This window comes from Rhodanobacteraceae bacterium (assembly GCA_024234055.1).
Lineage (GTDB): Bacteria > Pseudomonadota > Gammaproteobacteria > Xanthomonadales > SZUA-5 > JADKFD01.
Genome location: JACKOW010000002.1, coordinates 770,658 through 796,475, shown reverse-complemented (window position 1 = coordinate 796,475; position 25,818 = coordinate 770,658). Strand labels below are relative to the sequence as shown.

Sequence of the window (25,818 nt, the reverse complement as noted above, 5' to 3'; positions counted from 1 at the left end):
GAACCCATCAAGCTCGCCGGTGGACAGACCAGCCATCGGGTGCGGGTGGGACCGGAGGTCAAGCGCGAGAACGCCCAGCGCATCCAGGCGGAGATCAAGGCCAAGTTCAAGATCGACGCGCTGGTGGTTTCTCATCCCTGATGGTCAGCCGCGCGGTCGAGTGAGGCCTCAAGCATGATCTGGGTGGATTGGCTGATCGTCGGCATCATTGCCCTGTCGGCTGCGATCAGCCTGATCCGCGGCTTCGTGGTCGAGGCGCTGTCGATCATCATCTGGGTGGTGGCGCTTTGGGCGGCCTTCCAGTTCACCGGGCCTTTCGCCCACACCTTCCTCGGCGGTATCGAGCTGCCATCGGTGCGCCTGGCGGTGGCCGCACTCATCCTGATCGTCGCCATCCTCATGCTCGGCTCGATGTTGAGCTGGCTGCTGGGGCGTCTGGTGCGCTCCACCGGCCTCAGCGGCACCGATCGCCTGCTCGGTGGCGTGTTCGGCATCCTCCGCGGCGCCCTGACTGTCGTGTCGCTGGTGGCAGTCGCCAGCTGGACCCCGGTCTGCCAGGATCCCTGGTGGCAGCAGTCGCAGCTGATTCCCACGGTGGAGGCGTTGGCGATGCAGGCGCGCGATTTCCTGCCAGAGCGCCTGCGTGAGATCATAGGCAGCTGCCGCCAGCACGCTGAGCCAGTCCCGGTGACGCTGCCGGACACTGAAACCTGACCCCCTCCCGTTCCAGTCCAGGACCAAATCCATGTGCGGAATCATCGGCATTGTTGGCCGAAGCGAAGTCGCCACTGCGCTCTACGACGGTCTGACCGTGCTTCAGCACCGTGGTCAGGATGCGGCCGGCATCGCCACCTATGACGGCAAGCGCCTGCACCTGTCCAAGGGCAAGGGTCTGGCCCGCGATGTCTTCGACAGCGCGTCGATGTCCGGCCTGCACGGGTACATGGGTATCGGCCATTGCCGCTATCCGACGGCGGGCTCCGAGGGCGCCACCGAGGCCCAACCCTTTTACGTCAATTCCCCCTTCGGCATTGCCCTGGCCCACAACGGCAACCTGACCAACACCCGCGCGCTGATGCAGGAGGTCTTTGCCGAGGACCGTCGCCACATCAATTCCGAATCCGATTCGGAAGTGCTGCTCAACGTCTTTGCGCACGAGCTGCAGGCGCAGGAGCGACTGCGGCTGGAGCCCGAGCATCTGTTCAAGGCGGTCGCCGGTGTCCACAATCGCTGTGTCGGCGGCTACGCCATCGTTGCGCTGGTGCTGGGCTACGGCATGGTCGGTTTCCGTGATCCCAATGGCATCCGTCCGCTGGTGATCGGCCGGCGCGAGACCACCGAGGGCACCGAATGGGCGCTGGCCTCGGAAAGCGTGGCGCTGGACATCCTTGGTTTCCAGCGCGTGCGTGACGTTGCGCCGGGCGAGGCGGTGCTGATCACCACCGAGGGCGAATTCGTGGCGCGCCAGTGCGCAGCCAGCAAGGTGCACGCCCCCTGCATCTTCGAGTATGTCTATCTGGCCCGGCCTGATTCGATGATCGAGGACGTCTCGGTCTACAAGGCGCGGCTGCGCATGGGCGAGCGCCTCGCCCACAAGATCCGCCGGCTGCGGCCCGAGCACGACATCGACGTCATCATTCCCGTGCCGGATACCTCACGCAGTGCTGCCATCGCCATGGGCAAGGTGCTGGGCGTGGAATACCGCGAGGGTTTCGTCAAGAACCGCTACATCGGCCGCACCTTCATCATGCCGGGTCAGAAGGAACGCGTGAAATCGGTGCGCCGCAAGCTCAATCCGATGGAACTCGAATTCCGCAACAAGGTGGTCATGCTGGTCGACGATTCCATCGTCCGTGGCACCACCAGCAGGCAGATCGTGCAGATGGCCCGCGAAGCCGGTGCCCGCAAGGTCTACCTGGCCTCGGCAGCGCCGCCGGTGCGCTATCCCAATGTCTACGGTATCGACATGCCCTCGGTGAGCGAGCTGGTGGCGCACGGCCGCAACGAGGCGGAAATCGAAGCCTTCATCGGCTGTGACTGGCTGATCTACCAGGATCTGGAAGACCTGATCGCCGCGGTTCAGGAGGGCAATCCCGAGCTCACCCAGTTCGACACTTCCTGCTTCAGCGGCGAATACGTCACCGGCCTCAGCGACAGTTATCTGCAGCAGCTGGAGCTGCTGCGCTCCGACGAAGCCAAGGAACGTCAGCGCAGGCCGGTGACTAGCGCCTGAGGGCGGGGCTGCGCCCACAGGAGCGACCTTGCGTCGCGACCGCGAAAACCGGGACCTGCCGCAAGCGCATGCCAGAAGCAGGACGCAAAGAACGCAAAGGAAAAGCAGAAAGGACGCGAAGAATGGATAGGGCAATCCTTGAATTGCTCTACTCTGCGTACTCCGCGACTCTCTGCGTACTCCGCGTTGATGATTCTGCCATCAGGTAGTCTGGAGCGTGTTCCAGCGCCAGGTTCCGGCGTCGGCGGTCGCGCCGCAAGGGCGCTCCTGCAACAGGTCCGTCGCCTGTAGGAGCGACCTTGCGTCGCGACCAAGACGCCCACCGGCCGTGACGGGCACCCATCAGGCCGGACCGACCCCAACCCCATGACCGCATCACACCAATGACCGCCGCTCACACCATAGACCCGCGTGCCCTGGCATTGAGCTGCCTCACCGAGGCCAGCATCGGCGCCAAGCTCGAGCTGACTGCGCAGGCCAGCCAGGCCATCGCCGCCGAAGGCCCCTGGCGAGACTCGATTGGACCGGGTCGCTGCCCGTCGATGCCCGAGCCCGGCCGACCGGAGCGCCCCTTGCTGGTTGCGCCCCGGGAGCTCTCGCAGCGCAAGCTCAACAGCGTCGAGGGTCGCGCCGCTCTGATCCATGCGGTTGCCCATATCGAGTTCAACGCCATCAATCTGGCCTGGGACGCGGTCTATCGCTTCCCTGGCATGCCCGATGACTACTATCGGGACTGGGCCAGTGTGGCCGCCGATGAAGCCCGCCATTTTTCCTTGTTGCAGACCCGCCTCGAGCAGTTGGGCTATCAATACGGTGATCTCCCGGCCCACAACGGACTGTGGCAGGCCGCCGTGGCGACCGAGCATGACGTGATGGTGCGCATGGCCCTGGTGCCGCGGGTGCTGGAGGCGCGCGGGCTTGATGTGACACCCGGCATGATCGAGCGCCTTGCCCGCGTCGGCGACCGGGAAACGATCGCCGCGCTGGAACTCATCCTCCGCGAAGAAGTACGCCACGTGGCCATCGGCTCCCACTGGTTCGCTTATCTGTGCGGACAGCGTAAACTCGAACCACGCTCGACCTTTCTGGACCTGCTCCAGCACAGCGCTGGCGCACTTCCCCGCGGACCCTTCAACGTCAGTGCCCGGCTCGCGGCCGGCTTCAGTCCCGAAGAACTCGAAGCGCTCGAAAATATTTGTTGATGCTGAGAGGATTTCGATAGTTCCCGCGTCTTTATCTCCCGTACAGGGCTGTGTTAGCCTTGTGCGGTGGGGTGCTGCGGCCGAAGGCGGCCAGCATCGCTATCGGGCGCGCAATCCAATCATCTCGAAGGGACACCTCCATGAATCACAAAGCACTTCTGGGTACGGCCGTAGCTGCCGCCCTCATGTTCGGCGCACAGGCTGCTTCGGCTTGCGCCATCTCGGCTTGGTCGTCGGCCACCGGTTTGACCGTTGCCGATACCGGAACCTATGCCGACGGCTTCAGCCCTATTGACGGCGATTGCGGCCTGCGGGTCGCGGATTCCAACGGTGTCAACGGCCGTTTTGTGACCGACACGACCCCGAACGCCGAGACCTCGTTCAAGGCTCGTTTCTATTATTTCACTGGTGACATCCAGGGGACCGCGCCGATCTTTCAGGCACGCAACACGGGCGGCACCAACATCATTCAGATCACGCACAGTGCAGCCGGCGTGCTGAGCTTCACCGCCAACACTGGCGGCGCGGCGCAGACCGTCAACGTTGTTGATAATCGCTACTACGCCATCGAATTGTCGTGGACGTCGGGTTCTCCTGGCTCGTTGACCGCCACCGTCTCGGGCAATGCCGGCGCGGCAGTGACCATTCCAGTGGCCGGCACGGTCAATTTTGCCAGTCTCAGCAACTCGGCTGATCGAATCGACGATGTTCGTCTCGGACTGATCGGTGGCTCGGTCACCAGCACCACGCCGGTGTATTTCGACGAATACGATTCTCGGCGTACGACGGCCCCGGGCTTGCTGTGTCGCGGTGATGCTGGTGGCAACCCCGGTGGCACGAAGGATGGACTCATTGGTTCAGCTGACCGTGTCCTGATCACCAATCAGATCCTTGGTACCAATCAACAGCCGCATGGTTATCGCGACAACAATGGTGACGGTATCGTCGCTTCCGCTGACCGCGTGGCTGTGACCAATCTGATTCTCGCCGGCGCCACCTGCAACTGATTGAATTAGGAGATTAGAGAAATGCGCAAGTTCATCACAGTTGTAGCGCTGAGCATCGCCTCGGTGTCAGTCGCCCATGCCGACCAGCTGGTCTTTTCTGCTGAAAAGAGTGGCGGTGCACGTGTTGCCGCGATCGACTATGTCAGCAACGGCGACGCCGTCGCTTTCGATTTCAAGATCGATGTTCCTGGTGGTACGGATGCGGTGGTCAACCTGAAGTCATGTGTTGCCGCTCTGCCCAAGTCGCACGCCGGGCAGTGCTCCTTCGCCAAAGGACAAATCATCGGAATCGTTTATAGTGATAGCAATGAACGCCTTCCGAAGGGCATCATCAGCATCGGATCTGTGTCGGTTCAGTCGAAAGCGGCTGGCGATCTCTCTGTTGCAAGCTTCACTGCAGTCAACAAGGACGGTATCTCGGTCGAATCCACCGTGACCGATTCCGCCACGAAGTAAGAAAACGCGTCCCTGAGTCGGAGTGTCTAAAATGAAAATAATGTCTAAAGCCCTGCTGTCACTGGGTGCTGGCCTTTGCCTCAGCGCATCGGTCAGCGCTCAAACCATCAGTGCCGGAACTGCATCCGGTCCAGCTGGTGGCGCCACCACACCGGCAACTATCCCGGTGGATTTCACCCGTAACCCGGGAACGCCAGTTGCAGACTTCATCGTTCGGGTGAACTTCAACCTGGCCAACCTGACGGTGACGAACACTGCTGCCGCAAACGGCGGTGGTTGCTCCTATATCGGGGGAAATTCATTTGTCACGGTGATTCCGCCTGCTGGCCTGAGCGACATCCAGACGAACACCTACTGCAACATCACGTTCACGATCAACCCGGCTGCTCCGGCCCCCAGCGCGCAGGCACTGACGCTGTCTTTCGCGCCGGGCGGTAACTGCATCGACAACAACGCCAATACCGTTGTCTGTGCGCTCACCGACGGCGTGGTCAACGTCACCGGTGGTGGTGGTCCGCCGACCGGTCCGAGCATCGCCTACAACCCGGCTGCCGGTGCTTCGGCGGGTACGGGTGGTCCGGTGAACTTCACGGGCGTGACCACGCCGGGTACGACGGGTAACGGCACCATCGTTGCCACGCCGTCCAATGGTACTCTCGCCGGCACGACCACTGTCGGCTCGTTCTCGCTGACCGGTCCGGATGCGGCCAACTTCACGGTGACCAGTGCTGCTACGCTGACCTTCACGGCCGGCACCAACACCCCGCAGAACATCACCATGACCTGTACTTCGGGTGCCGCTCAGCGTACGGCGAACCTGCAGGCCACGGAAACCATCACCAATGGTGCAACCACGCAGCGTTTCTGGCAGCTGGTCTGCCCAGCTGGCGCCGTGGCGGCGGTTCCGCCGACTCTGACCTACTCTCCGGCAGCAGGTGGCGCAGCCACCAACGTGGCGTCGGCTGGCAATTTCGACATCGCAGTGGGTTGCCCGACTGATGGCTCGCCCTGTAACGGTTCCGGTACCGGTCTGGCAGCAACGTCGCGCCTGGTCTCGGTGTCGGCCGCTTACACCGGTCCTCCGTTCAGCCCGACTCCTTCGATGACCTGCAACTTCCTCAGCGAAGGTGGTGCAGTGGTTGCTGCTCCGCTCGACTTCGTGGCCACTCAGGCTGATGCCGGCGACGTACGTTGCACCTGCCCGGTCGCTCTGACTGCCGAGCCGTTCACGGTCACGGTTGTCGAGCAGAGCCCGGCTGGAGGCGCGAGCGTCAATCGCACGTTCAACGTCGTCTGCGGCGCGGGTCAGACCTGCGGCACGATCGGCGCTACCCCGGGTACCGGCACGGTTAACCTGAACAATGGCGGCGCCCCGGTCACGGTGAGCACGGTCAACTTCACGGGTGCCAGCAATGGCGTGACCCAGCAGGTCAACTGCACGCAGTCCGGTGTCTCGGCTGGTTCGACCTTCACGGTCACGGGTGTGCCGGCAACGCTGTCGAACGCCAACACCTCGACGACCATCGCGGCCACGTGCTCCAACACGGCGACGACGACGGGTACGGCGACGCTCACGTGTACTTCCACGGCCAATTCGCCGGGTTGCACCACGCTGAACGCCACCTACACGTTGACCTGCCCGGGCGTCAACGTGCCGCCCCCGGTCGAGTCGGTGCCGGTTCCGGCGATCAACGAGCAGGGTCGCATCCTGCTGGCAGCTCTGGTTCTGCTGCTGGGTCTGGGTGTGATCGGCTTCCGCATGCGCGGTTGATCCGAGCAACACTGCTGAATCGGAAGGGGCCCTCTGGGCCCCTTCTGCTTTTCTGGGAAGCGCAAATCCAGGTTGCCCACCCAGGTACCGCTCTCTTCCAGACGGCCCGAACAAAACATCCTTGCGAGCCAGCTGTTTCGGCCTGAACCTGCCCATGTGCCATGAACCGCAAGTTCGCCCGTAGGAGCGTCCTCGCGTCGCGACCGGCACCGCGAGGACCCTGTCCTGAGGCAGGTCGCGGCAAGAAGCCGGACGCAGAGCACACGAAGGAAAAACAGAGAGAACACGAAGAAAAGCGTGAACATCTTCGATCTGCCCGGAGAACGATCGTGCGTAGCCCGTTGTGCCGCGCGGCGGCTCAGCGGGGCGCTTTCGCGTCACCGCCCGCAGAGCGCTGCGCGCACTTCGTGCTACGACAGGCGGTTTTGCGCCAAATTCGTCGATTCAACGACTTGCGACATGGGGTCATGGAGAGTCACCTGATGGCTCAATGCAGAGATGTGCGGGCTTGACCTCGCCCGATGCGGCATGAGCCGTCTGGCCGCTCCCGGTCATCCTGATGCACTTGGACCGCCCTTGAACTGCCGACTTCCCAGGAGCAAGCGCCTCCATCTTGACCCTTGCTTGCCTGCCGCTGCCGGAACTCGCCCGCTAATATCGAGTCCCAGAACCAGGGCGTAGAGCGCATTCTGCGCAGACAAACAACTGCCATATCTTCCAGCGGAGCTCAGCACATGTGTGGAATTGTCGGTATTGCGGCACGCAAGAACGTGGTGCCTCTGCTGATCGATGGGCTGCAGGCGCTCGAATACCGAGGCTACGATTCAGCGGGACTGGCGCTGATTACGGCAAATGGCCTGATCCGACTGCGTACACCGGGGAAAGTCAGAGAACTCGCCGCGCTTCATGCCCAATCGCAGATCAGTGCCGAGACCGGCATTGCACACACCCGATGGGCTACCCACGGCGTGCCGAGCGAGCGCAATGCCCACCCCCACACCTCGCGCGAGCGAATCTCGGTGGTGCACAACGGCATCATCGAAAACCACGAAACACTCCGGCAGGAACTGATGGCCGATGGATATGAATTCGAATCGGAAACCGACACCGAGGTCATCGCCCATCTGATCGACTCCTACCTCACTACGGGTTCATCGCTGCTTGATGCCATCAGTCAGGCGATCACCCGTCTCGAAGGCGCCTATGCGATTGCTGCGGTAGCAATCGCGTCCCCGCACGAGGTTGTTGGAGCCCGTCGGGGCTCACCGATGGTTGTGGGTGTTGGCGAGGGGGCGCAATACCTGGCTTCCGATGTCTACGCCCTGCTGTCAGAAACCCGGCGCTTCATCTATCTGGACGACGGCGATCTGGTACATCTGACGCCCGATACCATCCATATCTTCGATGAATCCGGCGCAGCCGTAGAGCGGATCATCAAGGAAGCCCAGTTCCGCCCCGATGCCGTCGAGCGTGGGCAATATCGCCACTACATGCTCAAGGAAATCCATGAGCAACCCCAGGCGATCGCCGATACCCTGGAGGGCCGACTCTCTCGCGGACGTATACTGACCGAGATCTTTGGGCCCGACGCCCGCAAGCTACTGACCGAACTGCAGGCCGTCCAGATCGTTTCCTGCGGATCCAGCAACCACGCAGCCCAGGTGGCTCGTTACTGGATCGAGAGCTTCAGTGGCGTACCGTGTTTCGCCGAGATAGCCAGCGAGTACCGCTACCGCCACGCAGCGGTTCCCAAGAACACGCTTCTGGTCACGGTATCTCAGTCTGGCGAGACTTCCGACACCTTGGCGGCTCTGCAGCACGCGTCCAAGCGCGGCTACCTTGCACGCCTTGCCATCTGCAATGTCCCGGAGAGTTCATTGGTACGTGCCAGCGAGCTCGTGCTGATGACCCGTGCCGGTCCCGAGATCGGTGTCGCCTCCACCAAGGCTTTCATCACCCAGCTGGTGGCCTTGGCCATGCTGGCGCTGGAAATTGGCCGAGCCAAGGGCATGGATCAGACGCGTTACCAGGAGGCGGTTCGCGAGCTCGAACTGCTGCCCAATGCCATCACCAGGGTATTGGCCCTGGACGATCAGATCCAGGCCATGGCTCAGCGCTTTGGCGACAAGCACCACGCCCTGTTCCTTGGCCGTGGTGTGCAGTTCCCGATTGCCATGGAAGGTGCGCTCAAGCTCAAGGAAATCAGCTACATCCATGCCGAGGCCTACCCAGCCGGCGAGCTGAAGCACGGGCCGCTTGCCCTGGTCGATGAAAACATGCCGGTGATTGCCGTAGCGCCCAACGACGAACTGCTGGAAAAGCTCAAGAGCAATGTCCAGGAAGTACGCGCGCGCGGTGGCGAGATGTTTGTCTTCGCCGATGAAAAGGTCGCCGCCAGCATGAGTCATGATCGTGGCCACGTCATCGCCGTACCCAGCGTGGGAGCCTTTGTTGCGCCCATGCTCTACACCATTCCGATGCAGTTGCTGGCCTATCACGTCGCCGTTCTCAAGGGTACTGACGTGGACCAGCCACGCAATCTAGCCAAAAGTGTCACGGTCGAGTAGCGCAGTGGCGTAGATCGCAGTGCAGTCGCCGGGACCCTCATTCCCACCGTGCATGACGTAAGGGATTGGCTGCGGGGGACAAAGATCAGCCATGATCAGGGAGCGTGGAACCACGCCCGACCCGGCGTCATTGCGAGCCACCTGTATCGGCCTGAAACTGCCCACGGGTCATGAACCACCAACCCGCCTGTAGGAGCGACCTCGCGTCGCGACCGGCAAGCCGCACGTCCGAAGCAGCGGTCGCGCCGCAAGGGCGCTCCTACCGGTGAACAAAGCCTGCGTGACTAGTTTCCCGTCAGATCCGCCAGCATTGCGCCTACGTGCGCCACGGAACAGTCCCTCAGGGCTGTCAGCGAATAGCCGCCTTCGAGAACCGAAACCAATCGACCCTGACAGTGCTTGTCGGATAGAGCGAGCAGGGCCAGCGTGAGCCAACGATAGTCATCGGCACCCAAGTTCAGATCGGCCAGCGGGTCCAGGCGGTGTCCGTCGAAGCCTGCCGACACCAGCAGAAGCTGCGGCCCGAATCGTTCGATGGCCGGTAGCAGGCGCCCGGTCCACAAGCGCCGAAACTCAGGGCTGCCGCTGCCGGAGTGCAACTGCCCATTGACCAGATTGCCGACACCGATGTCGGACTCGTGTCCGCTGCCGGGGTACAGCGGCGACTGGTGGCTGGAAATGTATTGCACTCGCGGCTCGTCGGCGAAGATGGCCTGGGTGCCGTTGCCGTGGTGGACATCGAAGTCGACGATGGCCACGCGCTCCAGCGCATGCGCCTGCAAGGCATGGGCGGCACCGACGGCGATCGCATTGTGCAGGCAGAAGCCCATCGCCTGATCCGCGCTGCTGTGATGTCCAGGGGGCCGCACCGCACAGAAGATCCGTCGTTCTGGCCCAGATAGCACGGCATCAACTGCGGCGCACACCGCGCCGCAGGACCTGAGACTGGCGGCGAGTGAGGCCGGCGACATGGCGGTATCGGTATCGATCCTGTGCCGGCCCACCGATGGGCTAGCCTCACGCAGTTCAGCCAGCAGGCGGGCACTGTGGACCCGTAGCAGCTGCGCATCCGTCGCCGCGGGGGCTTCAACAAAGCAGAGCCGATCCGCGAAGGCGGACGTCAACGCTTCGAGCACCGCGCGCAAGCGGCCTGGATGTTCTGGATGCCCTGCGCCCGGATCATGGTCCAGGCAGCTCGGGTGCGTGTAGATCAGCATGGACTCATCAACCGCGTTTGTTGCGGTCCCACAGCACTTCGCCGGCACCGCCCTCGCGCGCCAGTACCCGGGCAATCACGAACAGCAGATCGGACAGCCGATTCAGATAGCGTATCGCCTCTGCGCGCACCGCCTCGGCTCGCGACAGCGAAATCACCTCGCGTTCGGCACGGCGCACGACGGTGCGGGCCACATGACAGTGTGCCGTCGCGGCACTGCCCCCGGGCAGGATGAAGTCCTTGAGCGCAGGCAGCGGTTCGTTGAAGCCGTCCAGATCACGTTCGAGCGCATCGATATCCCGATCCTGTATCAGCGCCATGCCCGGAATGCAGAGTTCGCCACCCAGATCGAACAGCTGATGCTGCACCCGGGTCAGACAGGCGCTGACGGCATCCGGCACACCCGCTTGCGCCAACACCACACCGATGCAACTGTTCGCTTCGTCGACCGTGCCATAGGCCGCAACCCGCAGGCTGTCCTTGTCAACGCGGCTGCCATCGCCCAAGCCGGTGCTGCCGTCATCGCCGGTACGCGTGTAGATCTTCGAAAGCCGGTTACCCATGAGCGAATCCCAAGTCCGTAAATGAGATCGCCCGCACCTCGACGGCGCGGGCGATCAACAACCCTGCGTTGCGACTGTCAGCAACGCTCAGGCGGAAAGCTGCCCGGGCTGATAGCGACGGGCCAGCGCCATGCCGCCAAAAAGCACCGTGGCATAGACCGCCATGCCGAGCAGCGTGTAGGCGAAGAATGGCAGCGCCATTGTGTAGCAGGTGACAAGACCCGCCAGATCCTGACTGTAGTAATGACCGTCGGCAGCCACCCAGACCGCGAAGTTGCTGACAATGAAGAACACCGTCGCCGCAGCCAGACCGTAGCCGGCAACGCGGCCTGCACCGGCATCCGGTCCCAGGCGGAAGCCCAACCAGACGTTGAAGGCAATCAGGCCGTAGATCACCGGCATGCCGCTATGGAAGCCGAGCACGCTGTCGGCCAGCGCCATCGCCAACAGCGGCACCAGGAATGCGAGGTGACGATTCGCCAGATAGGCGCCGGCAAACAGGCCTATCGCCTCCACCGGCGTGAAATTCGGCGGATGCGGCAGCAATCGTGACAAAGCAGCCAGCACGATCAGTGCAGCCACCAGCGTCGCGCGCGGGTACCAGCGCGCAGCGGCGTCATTCGACATCAGAACTCTCCATACCAGGCTATCGGTCAGTCCCGAAGCATACTGCAAGCGCCGCTGGCGTGGTTCGGTTCCTGGATGGATCGCGCCCGAGGCCGCGACGCGTGGCGGGCGTGCCGCGGGTGGCGTCATTGCGAGCCACCTGTTTCGGCCCGACACGGCCCATGGACAATGAACCCCCGGCGTCATTGCGACCCCGGACTTGATCCGGGGGAAGCAATCCAGACACATATCCTCAGATGCACTGGATTGCTTCGTCGCTGCGCTCCTCGCAATGACGCACCAATCAGATGCGGCCAGGACTCACCCACAGGCCGCGCCGACAAGCATCTGAAGGCGGCTGGCGACCGCTCCCCAGGCCCGCTTTCTCGCTTCCATCGCGGCTGCTCCGTATGCTTGGGTAGACAGACCGCAGGGCGCGCCGAATCCGGATCGTCCGCATGGCAGAACTATTTCGGGCGTGCGCCCGCGTGAGTGCGAATGATGCGGGCCAATGACTGTGACATTCTGATCGCCGGTGGCGGACTGGTGGGTCTGAGCCTGGGGCTGGCCCTCAGCGGCTCCGGTTTGCGGGTACGCCTGGTCGATCAGGCGCCGCCGGCCAGTGCCGAGCGCCCTGCCGACGAACGCCATCTGGCCCTGAATGAGGTCAGCTGCCGAATCCTGACCCAGCTGGGGATACTGCCGGCGCTGGGTGCTGCCGCGGCACCGATCCGGGCCATCCACGTCTCCAGTGCCGGCGAGTTCGGTGTGACTCACTGGTCTGCCGCCGAGAGCGGACGCGAACGCTTTGGTGTGGTGGTGCCGGCGCGACGTTTGCTGCAGGAACTGCAGCAGGCGGTGCTGGCCCGCAGCGATGTCGAACTGATCGCTCCGGCCTCGGTGCGGGATGTGCGGCCAGCAGCGGACAGTCTGAGTGCGCAGGTGGACGCCGGCAGCGGACAGCGCGATTCCGTCAGCGCGCGCCTGCTGGTCATCGCCGACGGTGCCGATTCGGCGCTGCGCACGGCGGCCGGCATCGGCGCGCAGCGCCACGACTACCAGCGCAGCGCCATCTGCTGCGCATTGACGCCCGAACGCGATCATCAAGGCACCGCTTATGAACGCTTTACCCGCAGTGGCCCGGTGGCCCTGCTACCGCAGGCGCAAGGTCGCTGCGGTGCCATCTTCGTGGTCGAAACGGCCGAGGCCGGGCGACTGATGGGCCTGCCTGACAGCGAGTTTCTGGCAGCGCTTCAGCAGGCCTTCGGCTACCGCCTGGGTCGATTGCGGGAGGCCGGATTACGTGTCAGCTATCCGCTGCGGCGGATGCTGGCCGAGCGCCTGATCGCCCCGCGGCGGGTACTGATCGGCAATGCCGCGCAGGCGGTGCATCCGGTCGGCGCCCAGGGCTTCAATCTGGGGTTGCGCGATGCCGCGGCGCTGGCGCAGGCCTTGCTGCAGAATCATCGCCTGGGCGCTGATCCCGGAGCGCCCGCCTTGCTGGACGGTTATGCCGCCGCGCGCCAGGCCGATCGCTCGGCCACCACCGGACTCAGCCATGCGCTCGCTTTGGGCACCGGCATGCACAGTCCCGCGGCCGGCTGGCTGCGCAGTCTGGCCCTGATCGCAGCCGATCGGATTGAGCCGCTGGCCGAGCATCTGCTGTTGGGTGGCATGGGCTATCGAGGGAATACTCCGGCGCTGGCGAGGGGTGCGCACCCATGAGGTCCGGCAGTCGTGATGCTCTGGATGCGCTGATCATCGGTGCCGGTATGGTCGGCGGCGCCGTTGCTCTCGGATTGGCCAGGTCGGGTCTCAAGGTGGCGCTGGTGGAGCAACACCCGGTCAGCGCGCCGACCCCAGCAGAAGCGGTTGATGCGCGCGTGGTGGCCGTCGCCCCGCATTCGCAGCGTCTGCTGAGCTCGCTTGGCGTCTGGGGCGAAATCGCCGCGGTGCGCGCTTCGCCCTATTCCCATATGCAGGTGCAGGACGCACTGGGCGCCAGCACGCTGGATTTCGATGCCGCCGACTATGGCTGGCCTTGCCTCGGTCATATCGTCGAGAACCGACTGATTGCCGGCACGCTCTGGCATGCGCTGGAGCGCGAGCCGGGCATCCGTCTGCTGCTGGGCGATACGCTCGCTGATTTCGAGATGGATGAAAGCAGCGTGCGCGTGCGCCTCAGCAGTGGTGGTGAGTTGCGTGCACGGCTGCTGATCGGTGCCGATGGCGTCAACTCGCGGGTGCGCGATCAACTGCTGATCGGAACCTCCGGGGCGCCGTATGGACAGAGCGGTCTGGTGGCGCAGATCCAGGCCGAGCAGCCCTCGCCGCAGCTGGCTTGGCAGCGTTTCCTGCCATCCGGGCCGCTGGCCTTCCTGCCGCTGTGCGATGGCAGCTATTCGATGGTCTGGACCCTGCCTGCGGCGCGTGCGCAGGAACTGATCGAGGTCTCCGCCGAGCAGTTCGAAGCCCAGCTGTTGCGGGCCAGCAACAGCCGCTTTGGACGTCTGCGCCTGCTCACCGATCGCCAGGCCTTCCCGCTGCGGCTGCAGATCGCGCAGCGTTTTGTCGAGCAACGCGCGATCCTGATGGGTGATGCGGCGCACGTGGTGCATCCGCTGGCCGGGCAGGGCGTGAATCTGGGCTTTGCCGATGTCAGCGCGTTGATCGCTGCGGTGGCGCAGGCGCAGGCCCGCGGACGGGCGCCGCTGGGCGCCACCGATCTGGCAAGGTGGGCACGCCAGCGCCGCAGCGAAGCCGCCCTGGCGGCGCGCGCCTTTGACGGATTGAACCGGCTCTACGGCATTTCCGAAGGCCCGATGGTGGCCGCCCGCGGTATCGGCCTGCGCCTGGTGGACCGGCTGACGCCGATCAAGCGCAAGCTCGCGGAGCAGGCAGCGGGCATACGCGCCGGGATCGGATAGAAGCCTTGGTGGGTCTGGACTTGTCCGGACGCTGTTGCTCCGTCATTGCCAGAAGCGTCCAGACAGGCCATGTAGGTTGGGCAAAGGCGTAGCCGTGCCCAACATCGGCGCGTGAAATCGTTGGGCACGGCCTGCGGCCTTAGCCCAACCTACCCAAACCATCCCAGCCAGAAGCGTCCAGACAGGCCATGTAGGTTGGGCAAAGGCGTAGCCGTGCCCAACATCGGCGCGTGAAAGCGTTGGGCACGGCCTGCGGCCTTAGCCCAACCTACCCAAACCGTCTCTGCCAGAACCGTCCAGACAAGTCCGGACCTGCAGAAGCATCCGGCCTAGGGGAACAACCGGATCACCAGCCCATCGTGATCCGAGACTCTGAGCGGGCTCCATTCGTTGGGAGCCTCGAAGCCGCTGTGCAGCATGTCCTCGCCATAGGTCAGCACGTTGGCGGAGGTGCGCTCGAACAATAGCGGCGCATCGACATTGGCGCGGGCGTAGCTCAGGCCGACGAAGACGTTCTGTGCGGCTGTCGACAGCAGCGCGTGATCGATCAGCTGCACGGCGCGGCCGAAGAAGTAGCTGTAGCGGTCGTTGGCCGGCACCGAGTCGGCGGCATTGCTGAGATTGGGTTCGACGATGTCGGCCACCGGTGCCAGCAGGCTGTCCGGATTGGGGTCGCCGGCCAGTTTCGCGGTGCCGCGGATGGTGCCGATGGTATCGACATGACCGTCGGTGAACTGGAAGGCGTTGTGGTCGCCGATGATCACCAGCGGCACCGTGGGATTGCTGGTCTGGAAGCTCTGGATCAAGGTGGCGATGGACTCCGATTGGGCCAGGCGCTTCTTGCACAGGCGCTCGCCGGGCGCACCGGGACGGCAGTCGTTGATGCCGCTGAAGGAGCGGGTGTGATTGACGATCACCGAGAACGGCCGGTCGCCGACGCTGAACTGACCGGTCAGCTGCAGGGGCGGTCGGTCGTGCAGGCAGGACGGCGGCACATCGAAGGTGAACTGCTCGGCCTTGGCCAGTTGGGTCACGCTGAAGCCAGGGTTGACCCGCCCGCTGCGCACCAGGAAGCCCGAATCGATGCCGCCGACATCACTGCCCTCGGACAGATAGGCGGTGTAGACGATGCCAGGATCATCCTGCGCGATCTTGGCGACCAGGGTTTCCAGCACGCCCAGATTCTCCACCTCCTGCACGGCGACCACATCGGGCGCGCGCAGCACATTGCGGACATAGGCCGAGAACTTGCCCATGCGCCGGCTGTACTCGCCTTCCTCGGAGACTTCGCCACAGTTGCTGACGCTGGTACAGGTGAAATTGCCGAAGCAGTTGAGCTGGGCCGGGTTGTTGAAGTTGTTGTTCTGGTCGGTATCGAAGAAGCGCAGCATGTTGATCGAACCGATGGTCAGATTGCCCGGCGCCGGCGCGGTGACCGGGCGCGGCATCGGCGCGGCCTGCAGAATGGTCAGGGTGCTCGGCCAGATCTCGAAATCGCCGAAGTCATAGCCAATCACGCCCTCGGCGGCAAAGCGGGTGCCGCCGTAGAGCACCTGGTTGGGCAGGCCGAGCTTGTCAGGATCGAGCTCGAAAGTTTCGGGATTCAGATCCCACAGCGGAATCGTGGCGGCGATGCCCGCGTAGCCCGGCGTTTCCAGGCCGGGCTCGCGCAGGCCGCGGTCCGGACCGGCCTGGATCACCGCCTCGGCAATCGGATCGGTGCCAAAGCGCTGATTGGGCGCGTTGACCACGCCATTGGCGATGCTCACGCGCATGCCTTCGATGCATTCGAAGTTGGCAAATTCGACATTGGCGTTGCTGTAGCACGAGGGCGTGGACAGCATCGGCGAGGGGAAGCTGGCATCCAGCACCACCGGTGGTGGCACGGCGCCGGTGCCGACGAAAGTCACCGTCGGCGAGCCACTGATCTGGGTGAACTCGAAGAACTCCTGCACCGTGCCGCTGACATTGACACGGTCGCCAACCGCCACGCCCGGGGCGCTGCCGGTGAACACGAAGATGCCGTTAGAGGTCGCCAGATTGTTGTCGTCACGATTGGCGGGTGTCTGGATGAAGAAACCATTCGGTGCCAAGGCGGTGACGCTGTTGTCCAGCGTGGTGACGCTGCTGCCGACCACCGGCGAGCTCGTGCCGCTGCCCTGGATCTGGAAGATCTCCAGCGGATCATCGTTGAGGATCAGACCGCGGCCGCTGGTATCGCCGGCAAAGGCATTGACCAGATCGGACAGCGTGACCGTGAAGTCCTCGTCGGATTCGCCGATCAGATCCTGGTTGACCAGCACTTCGACCGTGGCGCCGGTCTGTCCGGCCGGGATCAGGACATCGTTGAGCGCAATGGCCACGAAATCATCGCCGCTGGTGGCACTGCCGCTGGCGCTGGTGGCGTCGAAGCGCACGCCGCCGGCCGGCGCCGGCGCGTCGAGCGTCACCGCGAACTGGAAGCTGGTGGTGCCGCCGGGCGTGTTGCCCTCGGCCACTGAAACATCGCCGATGCTGATGATCGGTAGACCGCCGAGGCCGCTGCCGGTGACCAGCACATCATCGGGGCCCACCCATTCGTCGCTGCCGGCGGCGTTGGTGGTCATGATCCGCAGGATCACCAGCGGCTGATTGTTGGCCGCGGCCGGCAGAGTCACGTCCACCGGCGTGACCTTGGTCAGACTGGGGCCATCGCTGGCATCGGCCACGTAGGCGGCCGGAACATTGGTGTAGCCGCCGCTGCCGCCGACGCGGAAGTGCAGGGCGACCTGCTGCACCGAGTTGTCGGTGCCGTCGTCGACGTCGCGGACGTTGTAGCGCACGCGGATGTTCTCGCGGTTCAGCGTGTTCAGATAGAACAGCAGGTGTGGGGCATCAGCGGTGCCGCTGCCCTGCATGGCCACTACCGGATCCATCAAGTTGTCGAAATCGCCGACGCCACCGGCGGTGCTGCCCGTATTGCTGAGATTGGCAATGACGTCGACCGCCGAAACGGTCGAATAGTCAAGCAGCAGCGTCTGCGGATCGACCCCGGTGGTGCTGCTGCTGCTGATGTCGCCGAGGTAGCCGACCACGCCCGGAACACTCGACCAGTCGTCGTTGACCGTGATTGCCGCGCCGGACCAGTCCTGCGCATAGGGCGTGACTTGGGCCGTTTCGTTTGCCGAGGTGGTACCGGCAACGAAGGTCAGTCCCGCGAGCAGGACAAGAGAGAGGGTTGCACGTTGCATCGGTCGGAATCCAGCGTCGATAATCTCCACAGCATAAACCCCGTCGGAGTCGGCGCAGTGACACGCTTTGTCGCCGACAGTGGCATGCTTCGCACCCCCCGGTCCCGATGACCGCTGCCGCTGATTTGCACATGTCCAAGCTTGCCGACTTTCACCTGCCCGGGATTGATGGCTGGGAACTGCCGCTCGATCGCTTTGAAGGCGAGGTGGTGCTGATCGTCAATGTGGCCAGCCGTTGCGGGCTGACGCCGCAATATGCCGCGCTGGAAGCGCTGCATCGGCGCTTCAATGATCGCGGGTTCGAGGTGCTGGGTGTGCCGTGCAACCAGTTCGCCGGACAGGAGCCTGGCACTGAAGCCGAAATCCAGCAGTTCTGCACGCTCAACTATGACATCACCTTTCCGATGTCCGGCAAGGTCAAGGTCAACGGCGAGGAGCGGCATCCGCTTTACCAATGGCTGGCCGGCGACGAAGCCAAATTCCCGGGGAATATCTCCTGGAACTTCGAGAAGTTCCTGATCGGCCGCGATGGTCAGGTCATCGCCCGCTTCGCACCGACCGTCAAACCCGATGCGCCGGAGGTGGTGGCAACCATCACCGCGGCTCTGGGCTGAGGCAGGGCTGCCTCCCGTGCGATCAGCGTTGAAGAATGTCGTCAGCGTCATCCTCGGCTTCATCGTGGCCAGTGTGGTCATGATGCTGGTGGAGATGCTCAACGGCCACGTGCTGTACCCGGAACTGAGCAAGGCGGCGCGGATAGCGACCAATCCCGAGGCGGTACGCGCCTTGATGGCCTCGGTGCCGACGGGGGCGATGGTGGTGGTGCTGGTGGGCTGGCTGCTTGGCGGCGTCGCTGGTGGCTGGGTCACTGGGCGTATCGCCGCAGCCGCCGGCCTGCGGCACGCGCTGATCCTCGGTGTGCTGCTGACCTTGGCCGGCATCGCCAACAATCTGATGTTGCCGCCGCCGCTGTGGTTCTGGGTGGCCGGAATGCTGGTGCTGGGGCCGGCGGCATATCTGGGTGGCGTGTTGGCAGGCAAGCGTTGAACAGGCGTCCAGACCCTTCTGGGCCTGCGACTACCCGCGTCATTGCGAGCCACCTGTTGCGGCCTGAAACTGCGCACGGGCCGTGAACCCCCGGCGTCATTGCGAGCGTAGCGAAGCAATCCAGAGATGTGCGGCGCTACCCTGGATTGCTTCGTCGCTGCGCTCCTCGCAATGACGCATCAATTACTTACGATATGGGTTCATGGAGAGCCACCTGTTTCGGCCCTACACGGCACACAGTCCTTGAACCACAGGCTTGCGCGTAGGAGCGACCTCGCGTCGCGACCGGCAGACCGCACGTTCGAAGCAGCGGTCGCGCCGCAAGGGCGCTCCTACCGGTGGACAAGGCCGGCCGCGAAGAGGGGCGCGGCGCGGCGCCCTCCACGTCGGAAGTCCGACGGACCCCACCGCGAGCGGCAAGCCCGGTTTACGGCTCGTCGGCTGCGGCAGACCGGGTCTTGTGCTTGTATTCGCACAGATCGGCGATCGGGCATATCGGGCATCGGGGCTTGCGCGCCACGCACACATAGCGCCCCTGCAGGATCAGCCAGTGATGGCAATCGAGTTTGAATTCGCTCGGCACCAGGCGGTCGAGTCGGTCTTCGACCTCGCGCACATCCTTGCCCGGTGCGATCCCGGTGCGGTTGCTGACCCGGAAGATGTGAGTGTCAACGGCAATGGTCGGCTGGCCGAAGGCCGTGTTCAGCACCACATTGGCAGTCTTGCGACCCACGCCGGGCAGCGCTTCCAGCGCAGCGCGATCCTGAGGTACTTCGCCACCGTGTTGCTCGATCAGCATCCGGCACAGTTGAATCACATGGCGGGCCTTGCTGCGGAACAGGCCGATGGTGCGGATGGCTTCGCACAGACCCTCTTCTCCCAGCGCGAGCATGGCGGCGGGTGTGGCGGCCACCGGGAACAGACGCCGCGTGGCCTTGTTCACGCCCACATCGGTTGCCTGCGCCGACAGCACTACCGCCACCAGCAGCTGAAAGGGCGTGGCGTATTCCAGTTCCGTTCGTGGCGCCGGATTGAGTTCCCGCAGGCGCTGGAAGATCTCGGTGCGTTTGGCTTTGTTCATTGAGGACGGGATCGCCGAGTGTATTGGGTGTCGGCACAAGCTGCGTCGCAAATGAAAACGGACGCGTTTCCGCGTCCGTTCTCTCAGTTGCCGCGCAGGCAACTCGATGTCAGCAACTTATTGGCCGCGTGAGCGCACCACAACCAGACCCACCAGACCCAGCACCAACGCCAGAGCGGCCAAGCCGCCAGCGCTCATGGTCGGCGCCGGAACTGCATTGACGGGCGCATAGGGGCCAAGCGTGACCGTTGCGGTCGGGCAGTTGATGGTGTTGGTGAACGTACCCTCATCGCCGTTTTGAAAGCCGGTGGTCACCACAACATAAGTGGTATCAGCGGCCAGCGAGACCCCGTTGATGTCCGAGGTGCCGATGCCGCCGGCGCCGTCGTCATCACCGGCCACGAAATTGGCCGTCTGGTTGTTCGGATCGAAGGGAGCCTGATAGACGAACAGATAGCCATCCCAGCCGTTCTGCACGGAGAGCACATCGCAACTTTCCGACGCCGAAATGTGGAATTCCTGCGTCACGAACTTGACCGGGCCCAGGCCGGAGCAGCAGGTGCCGTCTGCGAAGGGGCGAACCCAATCGGTGCCGTTGGTGTTGTCACCGGTGTAATTCACCGAAGCGCGCGGGCTGGTGACCGTGCGCGGCGGGTTCGGGGTGGTGGCCTTCAACGCAACTTCGTTGACGACGGACTGGGAGATGGCGGGGGCCATCACAGCGGAGAGAGCAAGGGCGATCAGCGATTGACGAATCATGGTAGCTCCGAATCTGAACTGGGCGGGAGACGTACGGCTCTAAAGGCGTATCACTGAAAATGGTGATGCAGAACGCGTGAAAGTGCAATAAGCGCATTGCAGTTTTGTGTGCGTCGAGTGGTCAATGCCCGGCAACTGCAAGGCTTCTGTGGATTTCCTGATCTTGGCCGGTGCCTGGCCGACCTCTGGTCGCCTATCTCTCGGGTCGCTGCTAGTCTTCACAAGCTTGTCGGAGACACATGATGATGTCCAACTACCTCAGCACCGTGCCGAACTTTGTCACCTTTCTTGTGACCGGTGCGGTGCTGCTCGCGCTGTTCTGGACGCTCTACACCTTCGCGACGCCGCATGACGAACTGGCTCTGATTCGCGCCGGCAATGTCAGCGCGGCCATCATGATGGCGGGTGCCATGCTCGGATTTGCGCTGCCAGTGGGCGTGGCCATGGCCCGCAGCGAGGATCTGATGCAGCTGGCGCAATGGGGTAGTGTGGCCCTGCTGGTCCAATTTTGTGCCTATGTGCTGCTGCGACTGATGCACCGCGGCCTGCATCAGGCCATCGAGCAGAATCAAGTCTCCGTCGCCCTCTGGGCCGCCACCCTGTCGCTCAGTGCCGGCATCATCAACGCCGGCGCCCAGCTTGCCTGAATCCTTTCCTGAATCGTCGAGGTATCCATGACCGCACTGACCGCTGTATTCAACACCGCCCGTGGCACCATCCGCGTGGCGCTGACACCCGACCAGACGCCGCTGACGGTGGCCAATTTCGCCAACCTCGCCAAGCGTGGCTTCTACGATGGTCTGAACTTTCACCGCGTGATCAGTAACTTCATGATCCAGGGTGGCTGCCCGGAAGGCAGCGGTCGCGGCAGCCCCGGCTATCGTTTCGGCGACGAATTCGTCTCCAGCCTGCGCCACAGCAAGGCCGGCATCCTGTCGATGGCCAATGCCGGCCCCGGCACCAACGGCAGCCAGTTCTTCATCACCCACGGCCCGACCCCGCATCTGGACGGCAAGCACACCGTGTTCGGCGAAGTCACCGAAGGCCAGAATGTCGTCGACAGCATTCGCCAGGGCGATGCCATCAACTCGATCACCATTGAGGGCGATGTCGATGCCTTCCTGGCCAGCCCCAGGGTCAGCGCCAAGGTCGCCGAGTGGAACGGCGTGCTCGACAGTCGTCGCTGAGTCCGACCATGGCCATCAAGAGTGACCACTGGATCCGGCGCATGGCCGAATCAAGCGGCATGATCGAGCCCTTCGCGCCGGAACAGGTGCGGCTCGATCAGGCCGGCACACGGCTGATTTCCTACGGCACGTCGAGCTATGGCTACGACGTGCGCTGCGCCGACGAGTTCAAGATCTTCACCAACATCAACTCGACCATCGTCGACCCGAAGAACTTCGACGAGCGCAGCTTCGTCGATTTCAAGGGGCCGGTGTGCATCATTCCGCCCAACTCCTTCTGTCTGGCGCGCACCGTGGAGTACTTCCGCATTCCCCGCAGTGTGCTCACCGTGTGTCTGGGCAAGAGCACCTACGCGCGCTGCGGAATCATCGTCAATGTGACGCCGCTGGAACCCGAGTGGGAAGGCCATGTGACGCTGGAGTTCTCCAACACCACGCCGCTGCCGGCCAAGATCTACGCCAACGAGGGCGTGGCCCAGATGCTGTTCTTCGAGTCCGACGAAGTCTGCGCCACCAGCTACCGCGACCGCGGTGGCAAATACCAGGGCCAGCAGGGCGTGACGCTGCCGAAGACTTGAGGCCCGCATCGGATCCGGTCAGTGGTCAGAAGACTGGTTTGGGAGGATGCGGCTGGACTCTCGCTGACGCGCCTTGTCGGGGGAATGACGGTTGCATCGGGGTTTCCCGGGTGGATGGCCTCGGAAACGGTCGATCCGCGCGGAGCATCCCCGGCGACGCGCTGGACGCCTGCAATTCCCGAGAGCTATGCTTCCGTTACCTTTGGTAACTAATGGTGGGCTTGATGCGAATCGCTGGTCTGGCTTTGGCGGTGCTGATCATCCATCCGGGCGCATGGGCCTCGGCGTCAGAGACGGACTTCGTTCGCAGCCCGCCACCCACAGCGGAGCAGCCAGCTGAAGGCGGTTTTGTCGATGTCACTGTCGGTTTCCAGCGGCTGCCCCCGGCCGATGCCCGCTATGTCGATGGCGATAGTGATGTCGCCGGCGGTGCCGATCCGCGCTGGCGGCCGTCGCGACCCTCGCACATGGCCATGGCCGAGCGACTGGCCAAGGGTCCCAGCCCCGGCATGCGCGACGCCACGCGCTATCCCTATCTGCTGAGTCTGCAGGGCGACCGCGCCGGCGCCGAAGCAGGCATGCTGGCCGCCAAGCAACGCTATCCCGATTCGGTAGGAGTGCATTGGTCCGAGGGCTGGATTCGGCTGAATCTGCGCGACTACGAAGGTGCGCTGGCGGCTTGGTCCGTGGCCGAGCGCCTGCATGGCGGACAACCGTTCTGGGTGCCGTACACCAAGGCCATCGCGCTGGCCGGTCTGGGCGACGATGAGGCGGCATTGGCGTGGTGGCGAGTAGCGCAACGCAGCCATGCACCTGAACTCGACAGCGCCGCCGGCGCCCGGCAGCGCTTTCAGCATTGGCGCGATGCCGAGAAGCAGTTGCTGGAGCAAGTGATCACTCTGGCCTATGCGGACAACACGGCCATCTCGGCCCAACAGGCAGCGCGCGAGGCCGAGGTGAAGCGGATCATCGAGCAGAAGGCGGCCGAGTCGGGCGGAACGCCGGCGCAAATTGCGGATCGCCAGGCTGAAATCGAGCGGATCATCGAGCAGCGACGTCAGGAAATGATCGAAGAAGCCGCAAACGCCAGGCGCAAGGATCAGCCCTAGCCCGCATTTCTCACACCTGTTGCGGAAGATCGCGCAGGGCTTTGCGACTAGCGCAAGGCGCGACGACGAGGAATGGTGATTCCATGGCGAGGAGGAGCAACGCAGCGATAGTCGCAAAGAACCAGCGAGGTCCGCAAAGCGGGCAGATGCAGCCAAACACTCCGTGACTGGTGCGCGCCTCGGAATACCCTTTTATCACTAGAAGATTGGGGGCATCTGCTCGCGCAGGTGTGAGAAATGCGGGCGTGCGCTCTGCAAGCTGCACGCGATCCGAGTTGGCATGAAGCCGACCCACGAAGCCAATGGCATGGCAGTGGTAACCGAGTCTTGCGTGCGCGACCGGTAACGGCGGGTACGAAGCGTAGACAGGAATACACAGAGGTATGAGGTTGAACCCCGAAAATTTCATCGTCGAAGGTGCCGAGGGCTACGCCCGAGTTCCGCAGGCCACACGATCTGGCGAAATGCCTGACCCAGATCGACCTTCCGGGGGCATGGGCTCGTATCGAGGTGTACAGGATTGGTGTGGAACAGAGGAGATCCCGGTGTCACCACAGGGAAGTGGGCACCCGGCACAAGGCAAGAACCGAGTGCAGGGGGGTCAATGGCATGGGGAAGTCGGATGTCGTCGTAGTAGTGATGAAGCCTGCGAAGTCGCAGTTTGGCGAGTGGGTGGAGCGAAGGGCGGCACCGAGCAGGGATCCTGCGGGAGGGAACGATGGGCCGCACGCTGAGGTGGGAACCCATCTGCCCAAGACTTCGGCGGGTGCAGGAGAGGGCGCGAGCCCATCCGGAGGAGCAGTTCACGTCGCTGGCCCACTTGCTCGATGAGGGCTCGTTGTTGCGTGCTTACCGCGGCTTGCGGGCGGACGCGGCAAAGGGCATCGACGGCGAGAGCAAGGCCAGCTATGGAAAAGGATTGGCGGCACGGCTGCAGCAACTGCATGAGCGACTGCGCACGGGTCAGTACCGAGCGCAGCCGGCGAAGCGCGCGACGATCAAGAAAGCGGATGGCAGCGACCGGCCGTTATCGATCTGGTGCGTGGAGGACAAGGTCGTACAAGGCGCGGTGACCGAGGTGCTGAACAGCATTTTCGAAGCCGACTTCCGAGGGCTGAGCTATGGCTTCAGGCCGCAGCGCAGTGCGCATATGGCCTTGCAGGCGGTGCAGACGGTGCTGCAGAAAGGACGCGTGAACTGGGTATTGGACCTGGATCTGAAGCAGTGTTTCGATCGCATCGAGCACGAGGCATTGCGACAGGCAATCAGGCGCAGGGTGACCGATCGCAGTCTGTTGCGACTGATCGACAAATGGCTGACGGTCGGGGTGGTGGAGCAGGATGGCAAGCGGACACGGCAAACGTGCGGCACGCCGCAAGGGGCGCCGATTTCCCCGCTACTGGCGAACATCGTGCTGCATGAGGCGATGGACGAGGTGGTGGTGGAATGGCGTCGGACAGCGGCGCGCGGCGAGGTGTACATGGTGCGCTATGCCGATGACGCAGTCCTGATGTTCGAGCATGAGGAGGATGCGGTAGCGCTGCGAGCGGTACTGGAGACGAGTCTGGCGCGCTACGGGCTGGAGATGAATGTGGCCAAGACCCGCTTGCTGGGTTTCGGCCGCACACCGCCGGGCGGGGGCAAATCCGGGAGTTTCGACTTTCTCGGGTTCACGCACATCGCCGGCCAGGATCGCCAGGGCCGCTATCTGGTGCGACGTCAAACGATGGCGAAGCGCTTCCGGCGCAGCCTGACGCTCGCCCGTGAGTGGTGCCGCGCGCACCTGCACGATCCCTTGCGCACACAGTGGGCTGAACTGAGTGCCAAATTGAAAGGCCACTACGCGTACTACGGCGTGCGCGGCAACATGGATGCGCTCAAGCGTTTCCGCGCCGCGGTGCGAGCGATCTGGATCAGTGTGCTGATGAAGCGCAGTCAGACGTCTCGTCTCCCCGTCGTGGTGGCGCTGGTCGACACTCACTTCGCGCTGCCGACTCCCCGCATCACCCACCCGGATGATTGGCTCCCGGTCTCGCCGGGTTACCTGCTTGGAAGAGCCGGATGCGGGAAATCCGCCCGTCCGGATCTGTGAGGGCGAAAGCCTGTAAAGGTTTAGCTACTCGACTAGGCCGAGGTGGCTTGGGCTTGTGTAGCCCGAAGTGCGCGTAGCGCTCTGCGGGCGATGAAGCGGAAGAGTCCCGGTGAGCGGCTGCGCCGCACATCGGGCTACGCGAAGCAGGAGCCCTGGCACCCACGGCCTGCGTCGCGGGCATCGTGAC

The 25,818-nt window shown here is 63.8% G+C and carries 23 protein-coding genes; 17 read left to right on the top strand and 6 right to left on the bottom strand.

The window, feature by feature from the left end:
• From H7A19_07455 to glmS, 8 genes are all read left to right on the top strand, one after another.
• A partial coding sequence (locus tag H7A19_07455; protein MCP5474667.1) for an SPOR domain-containing protein occupies positions 1-141 on the top strand: 141 nt, incomplete at its 5' end.
• 33 nt (positions 142-174) lie between these two features.
• The gene (locus H7A19_07450) at positions 175-714 is read left to right on the top strand and encodes a CvpA family protein (protein MCP5474666.1); all 540 of its coding nucleotides are present in this window, start codon (positions 175-177) and stop codon (positions 712-714) included.
• 31 nt (positions 715-745) lie between these two features.
• Entirely contained in the window at positions 746-2,233 is a 1,488-nt protein-coding gene (gene purF, locus H7A19_07445; protein MCP5474665.1) for an amidophosphoribosyltransferase, read from the top strand.
• Between the two features lie 383 nt (positions 2,234-2,616).
• Positions 2,617-3,435: a ferritin-like domain-containing protein gene (locus tag H7A19_07440; GenBank protein MCP5474664.1), complete on the top strand. Its 819-nt coding sequence runs from the start codon at positions 2,617-2,619 to the stop codon at positions 3,433-3,435.
• Between the two features lie 71 nt (positions 3,436-3,506).
• Positions 3,507-4,442, top strand: a complete 936-nt coding sequence (locus H7A19_07435) for a hypothetical protein (protein MCP5474663.1) — start codon at positions 3,507-3,509, stop codon at positions 4,440-4,442.
• Between the two features lie 21 nt (positions 4,443-4,463).
• Positions 4,464-4,898 carry a hypothetical protein gene (locus tag H7A19_07430; GenBank protein MCP5474662.1) on the top strand — a complete coding sequence of 145 codons (435 nt, stop codon included), beginning with the start codon at positions 4,464-4,466 and terminating at the stop codon, positions 4,896-4,898.
• A gap of 31 nt (positions 4,899-4,929) precedes the next feature.
• Positions 4,930-6,669 (top strand): hypothetical protein, encoded by a 1,740-nt coding sequence (locus H7A19_07425; GenBank protein ID MCP5474661.1) that lies wholly within the window; start codon positions 4,930-4,932, stop codon positions 6,667-6,669.
• 734 nt (positions 6,670-7,403) lie between these two features.
• Positions 7,404-9,236, top strand: a complete 1,833-nt coding sequence (gene glmS, locus H7A19_07420) for a glutamine--fructose-6-phosphate transaminase (isomerizing) (GenBank protein ID MCP5474660.1) — start codon at positions 7,404-7,406, stop codon at positions 9,234-9,236.
• A gap of 284 nt (positions 9,237-9,520) precedes the next feature.
• On the opposite strand, the gene H7A19_07415 is transcribed toward glmS, so the two are convergent.
• From H7A19_07415 to H7A19_07405, 3 genes are all read right to left on the bottom strand, one after another.
• On the bottom strand, positions 9,521-10,453 hold the full coding sequence (locus H7A19_07415) for a histone deacetylase family protein (GenBank protein MCP5474659.1): 933 nt from the start codon (positions 10,451-10,453) through the stop codon (positions 9,521-9,523).
• Positions 10,454-10,460: 7 nt separating this feature from the next.
• Positions 10,461-11,015, bottom strand: a complete 555-nt coding sequence (locus H7A19_07410) for a cob(I)yrinic acid a,c-diamide adenosyltransferase (protein ID MCP5474658.1) — start codon at positions 11,013-11,015, stop codon at positions 10,461-10,463.
• Positions 11,016-11,102: 87 nt separating this feature from the next.
• Positions 11,103-11,642 (bottom strand): hypothetical protein, encoded by a 540-nt coding sequence (locus H7A19_07405; protein MCP5474657.1) that lies wholly within the window; start codon positions 11,640-11,642, stop codon positions 11,103-11,105.
• A 477-nt stretch (positions 11,643-12,119) separates the two neighbouring features.
• Between H7A19_07405 and H7A19_07400 the strand changes: the two genes are divergently transcribed.
• Positions 12,120-13,346: an FAD-dependent monooxygenase gene (locus H7A19_07400; GenBank protein ID MCP5474656.1), complete on the top strand. Its 1,227-nt coding sequence runs from the start codon at positions 12,120-12,122 to the stop codon at positions 13,344-13,346.
• Positions 13,343-14,548 (top strand): UbiH/UbiF/VisC/COQ6 family ubiquinone biosynthesis hydroxylase, encoded by a 1,206-nt coding sequence (locus H7A19_07395; GenBank protein MCP5474655.1) that lies wholly within the window; start codon positions 13,343-13,345, stop codon positions 14,546-14,548. The genes H7A19_07400 and H7A19_07395 overlap by 4 nt, the downstream gene beginning before the upstream one ends.
• A gap of 329 nt (positions 14,549-14,877) precedes the next feature.
• On the opposite strand, the gene H7A19_07390 is transcribed toward H7A19_07395, so the two are convergent.
• Positions 14,878-17,778, bottom strand: a complete 2,901-nt coding sequence (locus H7A19_07390) for a hypothetical protein (protein ID MCP5474654.1) — start codon at positions 17,776-17,778, stop codon at positions 14,878-14,880.
• A gap of 131 nt (positions 17,779-17,909) precedes the next feature.
• Between H7A19_07390 and H7A19_07385 the strand changes: the two genes are divergently transcribed.
• Together H7A19_07385 and H7A19_07380 are read left to right on the top strand one after the other, a co-directional pair.
• Positions 17,910-18,392 carry a glutathione peroxidase gene (locus H7A19_07385; GenBank protein ID MCP5474653.1) on the top strand — a complete coding sequence of 161 codons (483 nt, stop codon included), beginning with the start codon at positions 17,910-17,912 and terminating at the stop codon, positions 18,390-18,392.
• Between the two features lie 16 nt (positions 18,393-18,408).
• Entirely contained in the window at positions 18,409-18,825 is a 417-nt protein-coding gene (locus tag H7A19_07380; GenBank protein MCP5474652.1) for a hypothetical protein, read from the top strand.
• A 427-nt stretch (positions 18,826-19,252) separates the two neighbouring features.
• On the opposite strand, the gene nth is transcribed toward H7A19_07380, so the two are convergent.
• Positions 19,253-19,906, bottom strand: a complete 654-nt coding sequence (gene nth, locus H7A19_07375) for an endonuclease III (GenBank protein MCP5474651.1) — start codon at positions 19,904-19,906, stop codon at positions 19,253-19,255.
• A 117-nt stretch (positions 19,907-20,023) separates the two neighbouring features.
• Complete coding sequence (locus H7A19_07370; protein ID MCP5474650.1) at positions 20,024-20,665, bottom strand: hypothetical protein; 642 nt, start codon at positions 20,663-20,665, stop codon at positions 20,024-20,026.
• Positions 20,666-20,904: 239 nt separating this feature from the next.
• Here H7A19_07370 and H7A19_07365 point away from each other — a divergent pair, with 239 nt between their 5' ends.
• The 5 genes from H7A19_07365 to ltrA all read left to right on the top strand — a co-directional run bounded on the left by H7A19_07365 (position 20,905) and on the right by ltrA (position 25,631).
• Positions 20,905-21,312 carry a DUF350 domain-containing protein gene (locus tag H7A19_07365; protein ID MCP5474649.1) on the top strand — a complete coding sequence of 136 codons (408 nt, stop codon included), beginning with the start codon at positions 20,905-20,907 and terminating at the stop codon, positions 21,310-21,312.
• A 27-nt stretch (positions 21,313-21,339) separates the two neighbouring features.
• Positions 21,340-21,852: a peptidylprolyl isomerase gene (locus tag H7A19_07360; protein ID MCP5474648.1), complete on the top strand. Its 513-nt coding sequence runs from the start codon at positions 21,340-21,342 to the stop codon at positions 21,850-21,852.
• Between the two features lie 8 nt (positions 21,853-21,860).
• Positions 21,861-22,430, top strand: a complete 570-nt coding sequence (locus H7A19_07355; GenBank protein ID MCP5474647.1) for a dCTP deaminase — start codon at positions 21,861-21,863, stop codon at positions 22,428-22,430.
• Between the two features lie 224 nt (positions 22,431-22,654).
• Complete coding sequence (locus H7A19_07350) at positions 22,655-23,539, top strand: hypothetical protein (GenBank protein ID MCP5474646.1); 885 nt, start codon at positions 22,655-22,657, stop codon at positions 23,537-23,539.
• 766 nt (positions 23,540-24,305) lie between these two features.
• Positions 24,306-25,631 (top strand): group II intron reverse transcriptase/maturase, encoded by a 1,326-nt coding sequence (gene ltrA, locus H7A19_07345; protein ID MCP5474645.1) that lies wholly within the window; start codon positions 24,306-24,308, stop codon positions 25,629-25,631.
• The last annotated feature ends 187 nt before the right edge of the window (positions 25,632-25,818 follow it).

Bases quoted from the DNA above. Each gene is read 5' to 3' on its own strand.
- H7A19_07370 (MCP5474650.1), bottom strand. From the start codon at position 20,665: ATGATTCGTCAATCGCTGATCGCCCTTGCTCTCTCCGCTGTGATGGCC.
- H7A19_07430 (MCP5474662.1), top strand. From the start codon at position 4,464: ATGCGCAAGTTCATCACAGTTGTAGCGCTGAGCATCGCCTCGGTGTCA.
- H7A19_07350 (MCP5474646.1), top strand. From the start codon at position 22,655: ATGCGAATCGCTGGTCTGGCTTTGGCGGTGCTGATCATCCATCCGGGC.
- H7A19_07365 (MCP5474649.1), top strand. From the start codon at position 20,905: ATGATGATGTCCAACTACCTCAGCACCGTGCCGAACTTTGTCACCTTT.
- H7A19_07360 (MCP5474648.1), top strand. From the start codon at position 21,340: ATGACCGCACTGACCGCTGTATTCAACACCGCCCGTGGCACCATCCGC.
- purF (MCP5474665.1), top strand. From the start codon at position 746: ATGTGCGGAATCATCGGCATTGTTGGCCGAAGCGAAGTCGCCACTGCG.
- H7A19_07415 (MCP5474659.1), bottom strand. From the start codon at position 10,453: ATGCTGATCTACACGCACCCGAGCTGCCTGGACCATGATCCGGGCGCA.
- nth (MCP5474651.1), bottom strand. From the start codon at position 19,906: ATGAACAAAGCCAAACGCACCGAGATCTTCCAGCGCCTGCGGGAACTC.
- H7A19_07395 (MCP5474655.1), top strand. From the start codon at position 13,343: ATGAGGTCCGGCAGTCGTGATGCTCTGGATGCGCTGATCATCGGTGCC.
- H7A19_07425 (MCP5474661.1), top strand. From the start codon at position 4,930: ATGAAAATAATGTCTAAAGCCCTGCTGTCACTGGGTGCTGGCCTTTGC.
- H7A19_07400 (MCP5474656.1), top strand. From the start codon at position 12,120: ATGATGCGGGCCAATGACTGTGACATTCTGATCGCCGGTGGCGGACTG.
- H7A19_07355 (MCP5474647.1), top strand. From the start codon at position 21,861: ATGGCCATCAAGAGTGACCACTGGATCCGGCGCATGGCCGAATCAAGC.
- H7A19_07385 (MCP5474653.1), top strand. From the start codon at position 17,910: ATGTCCAAGCTTGCCGACTTTCACCTGCCCGGGATTGATGGCTGGGAA.
- H7A19_07410 (MCP5474658.1), bottom strand. From the start codon at position 11,015: ATGGGTAACCGGCTTTCGAAGATCTACACGCGTACCGGCGATGACGGC.
- H7A19_07450 (MCP5474666.1), top strand. From the start codon at position 175: ATGATCTGGGTGGATTGGCTGATCGTCGGCATCATTGCCCTGTCGGCT.
- H7A19_07390 (MCP5474654.1), bottom strand. From the start codon at position 17,778: ATGCAACGTGCAACCCTCTCTCTTGTCCTGCTCGCGGGACTGACCTTC.
- H7A19_07405 (MCP5474657.1), bottom strand. From the start codon at position 11,642: ATGTCGAATGACGCCGCTGCGCGCTGGTACCCGCGCGCGACGCTGGTG.
- glmS (MCP5474660.1), top strand. From the start codon at position 7,404: ATGTGTGGAATTGTCGGTATTGCGGCACGCAAGAACGTGGTGCCTCTG.
- H7A19_07440 (MCP5474664.1), top strand. From the start codon at position 2,617: ATGACCGCCGCTCACACCATAGACCCGCGTGCCCTGGCATTGAGCTGC.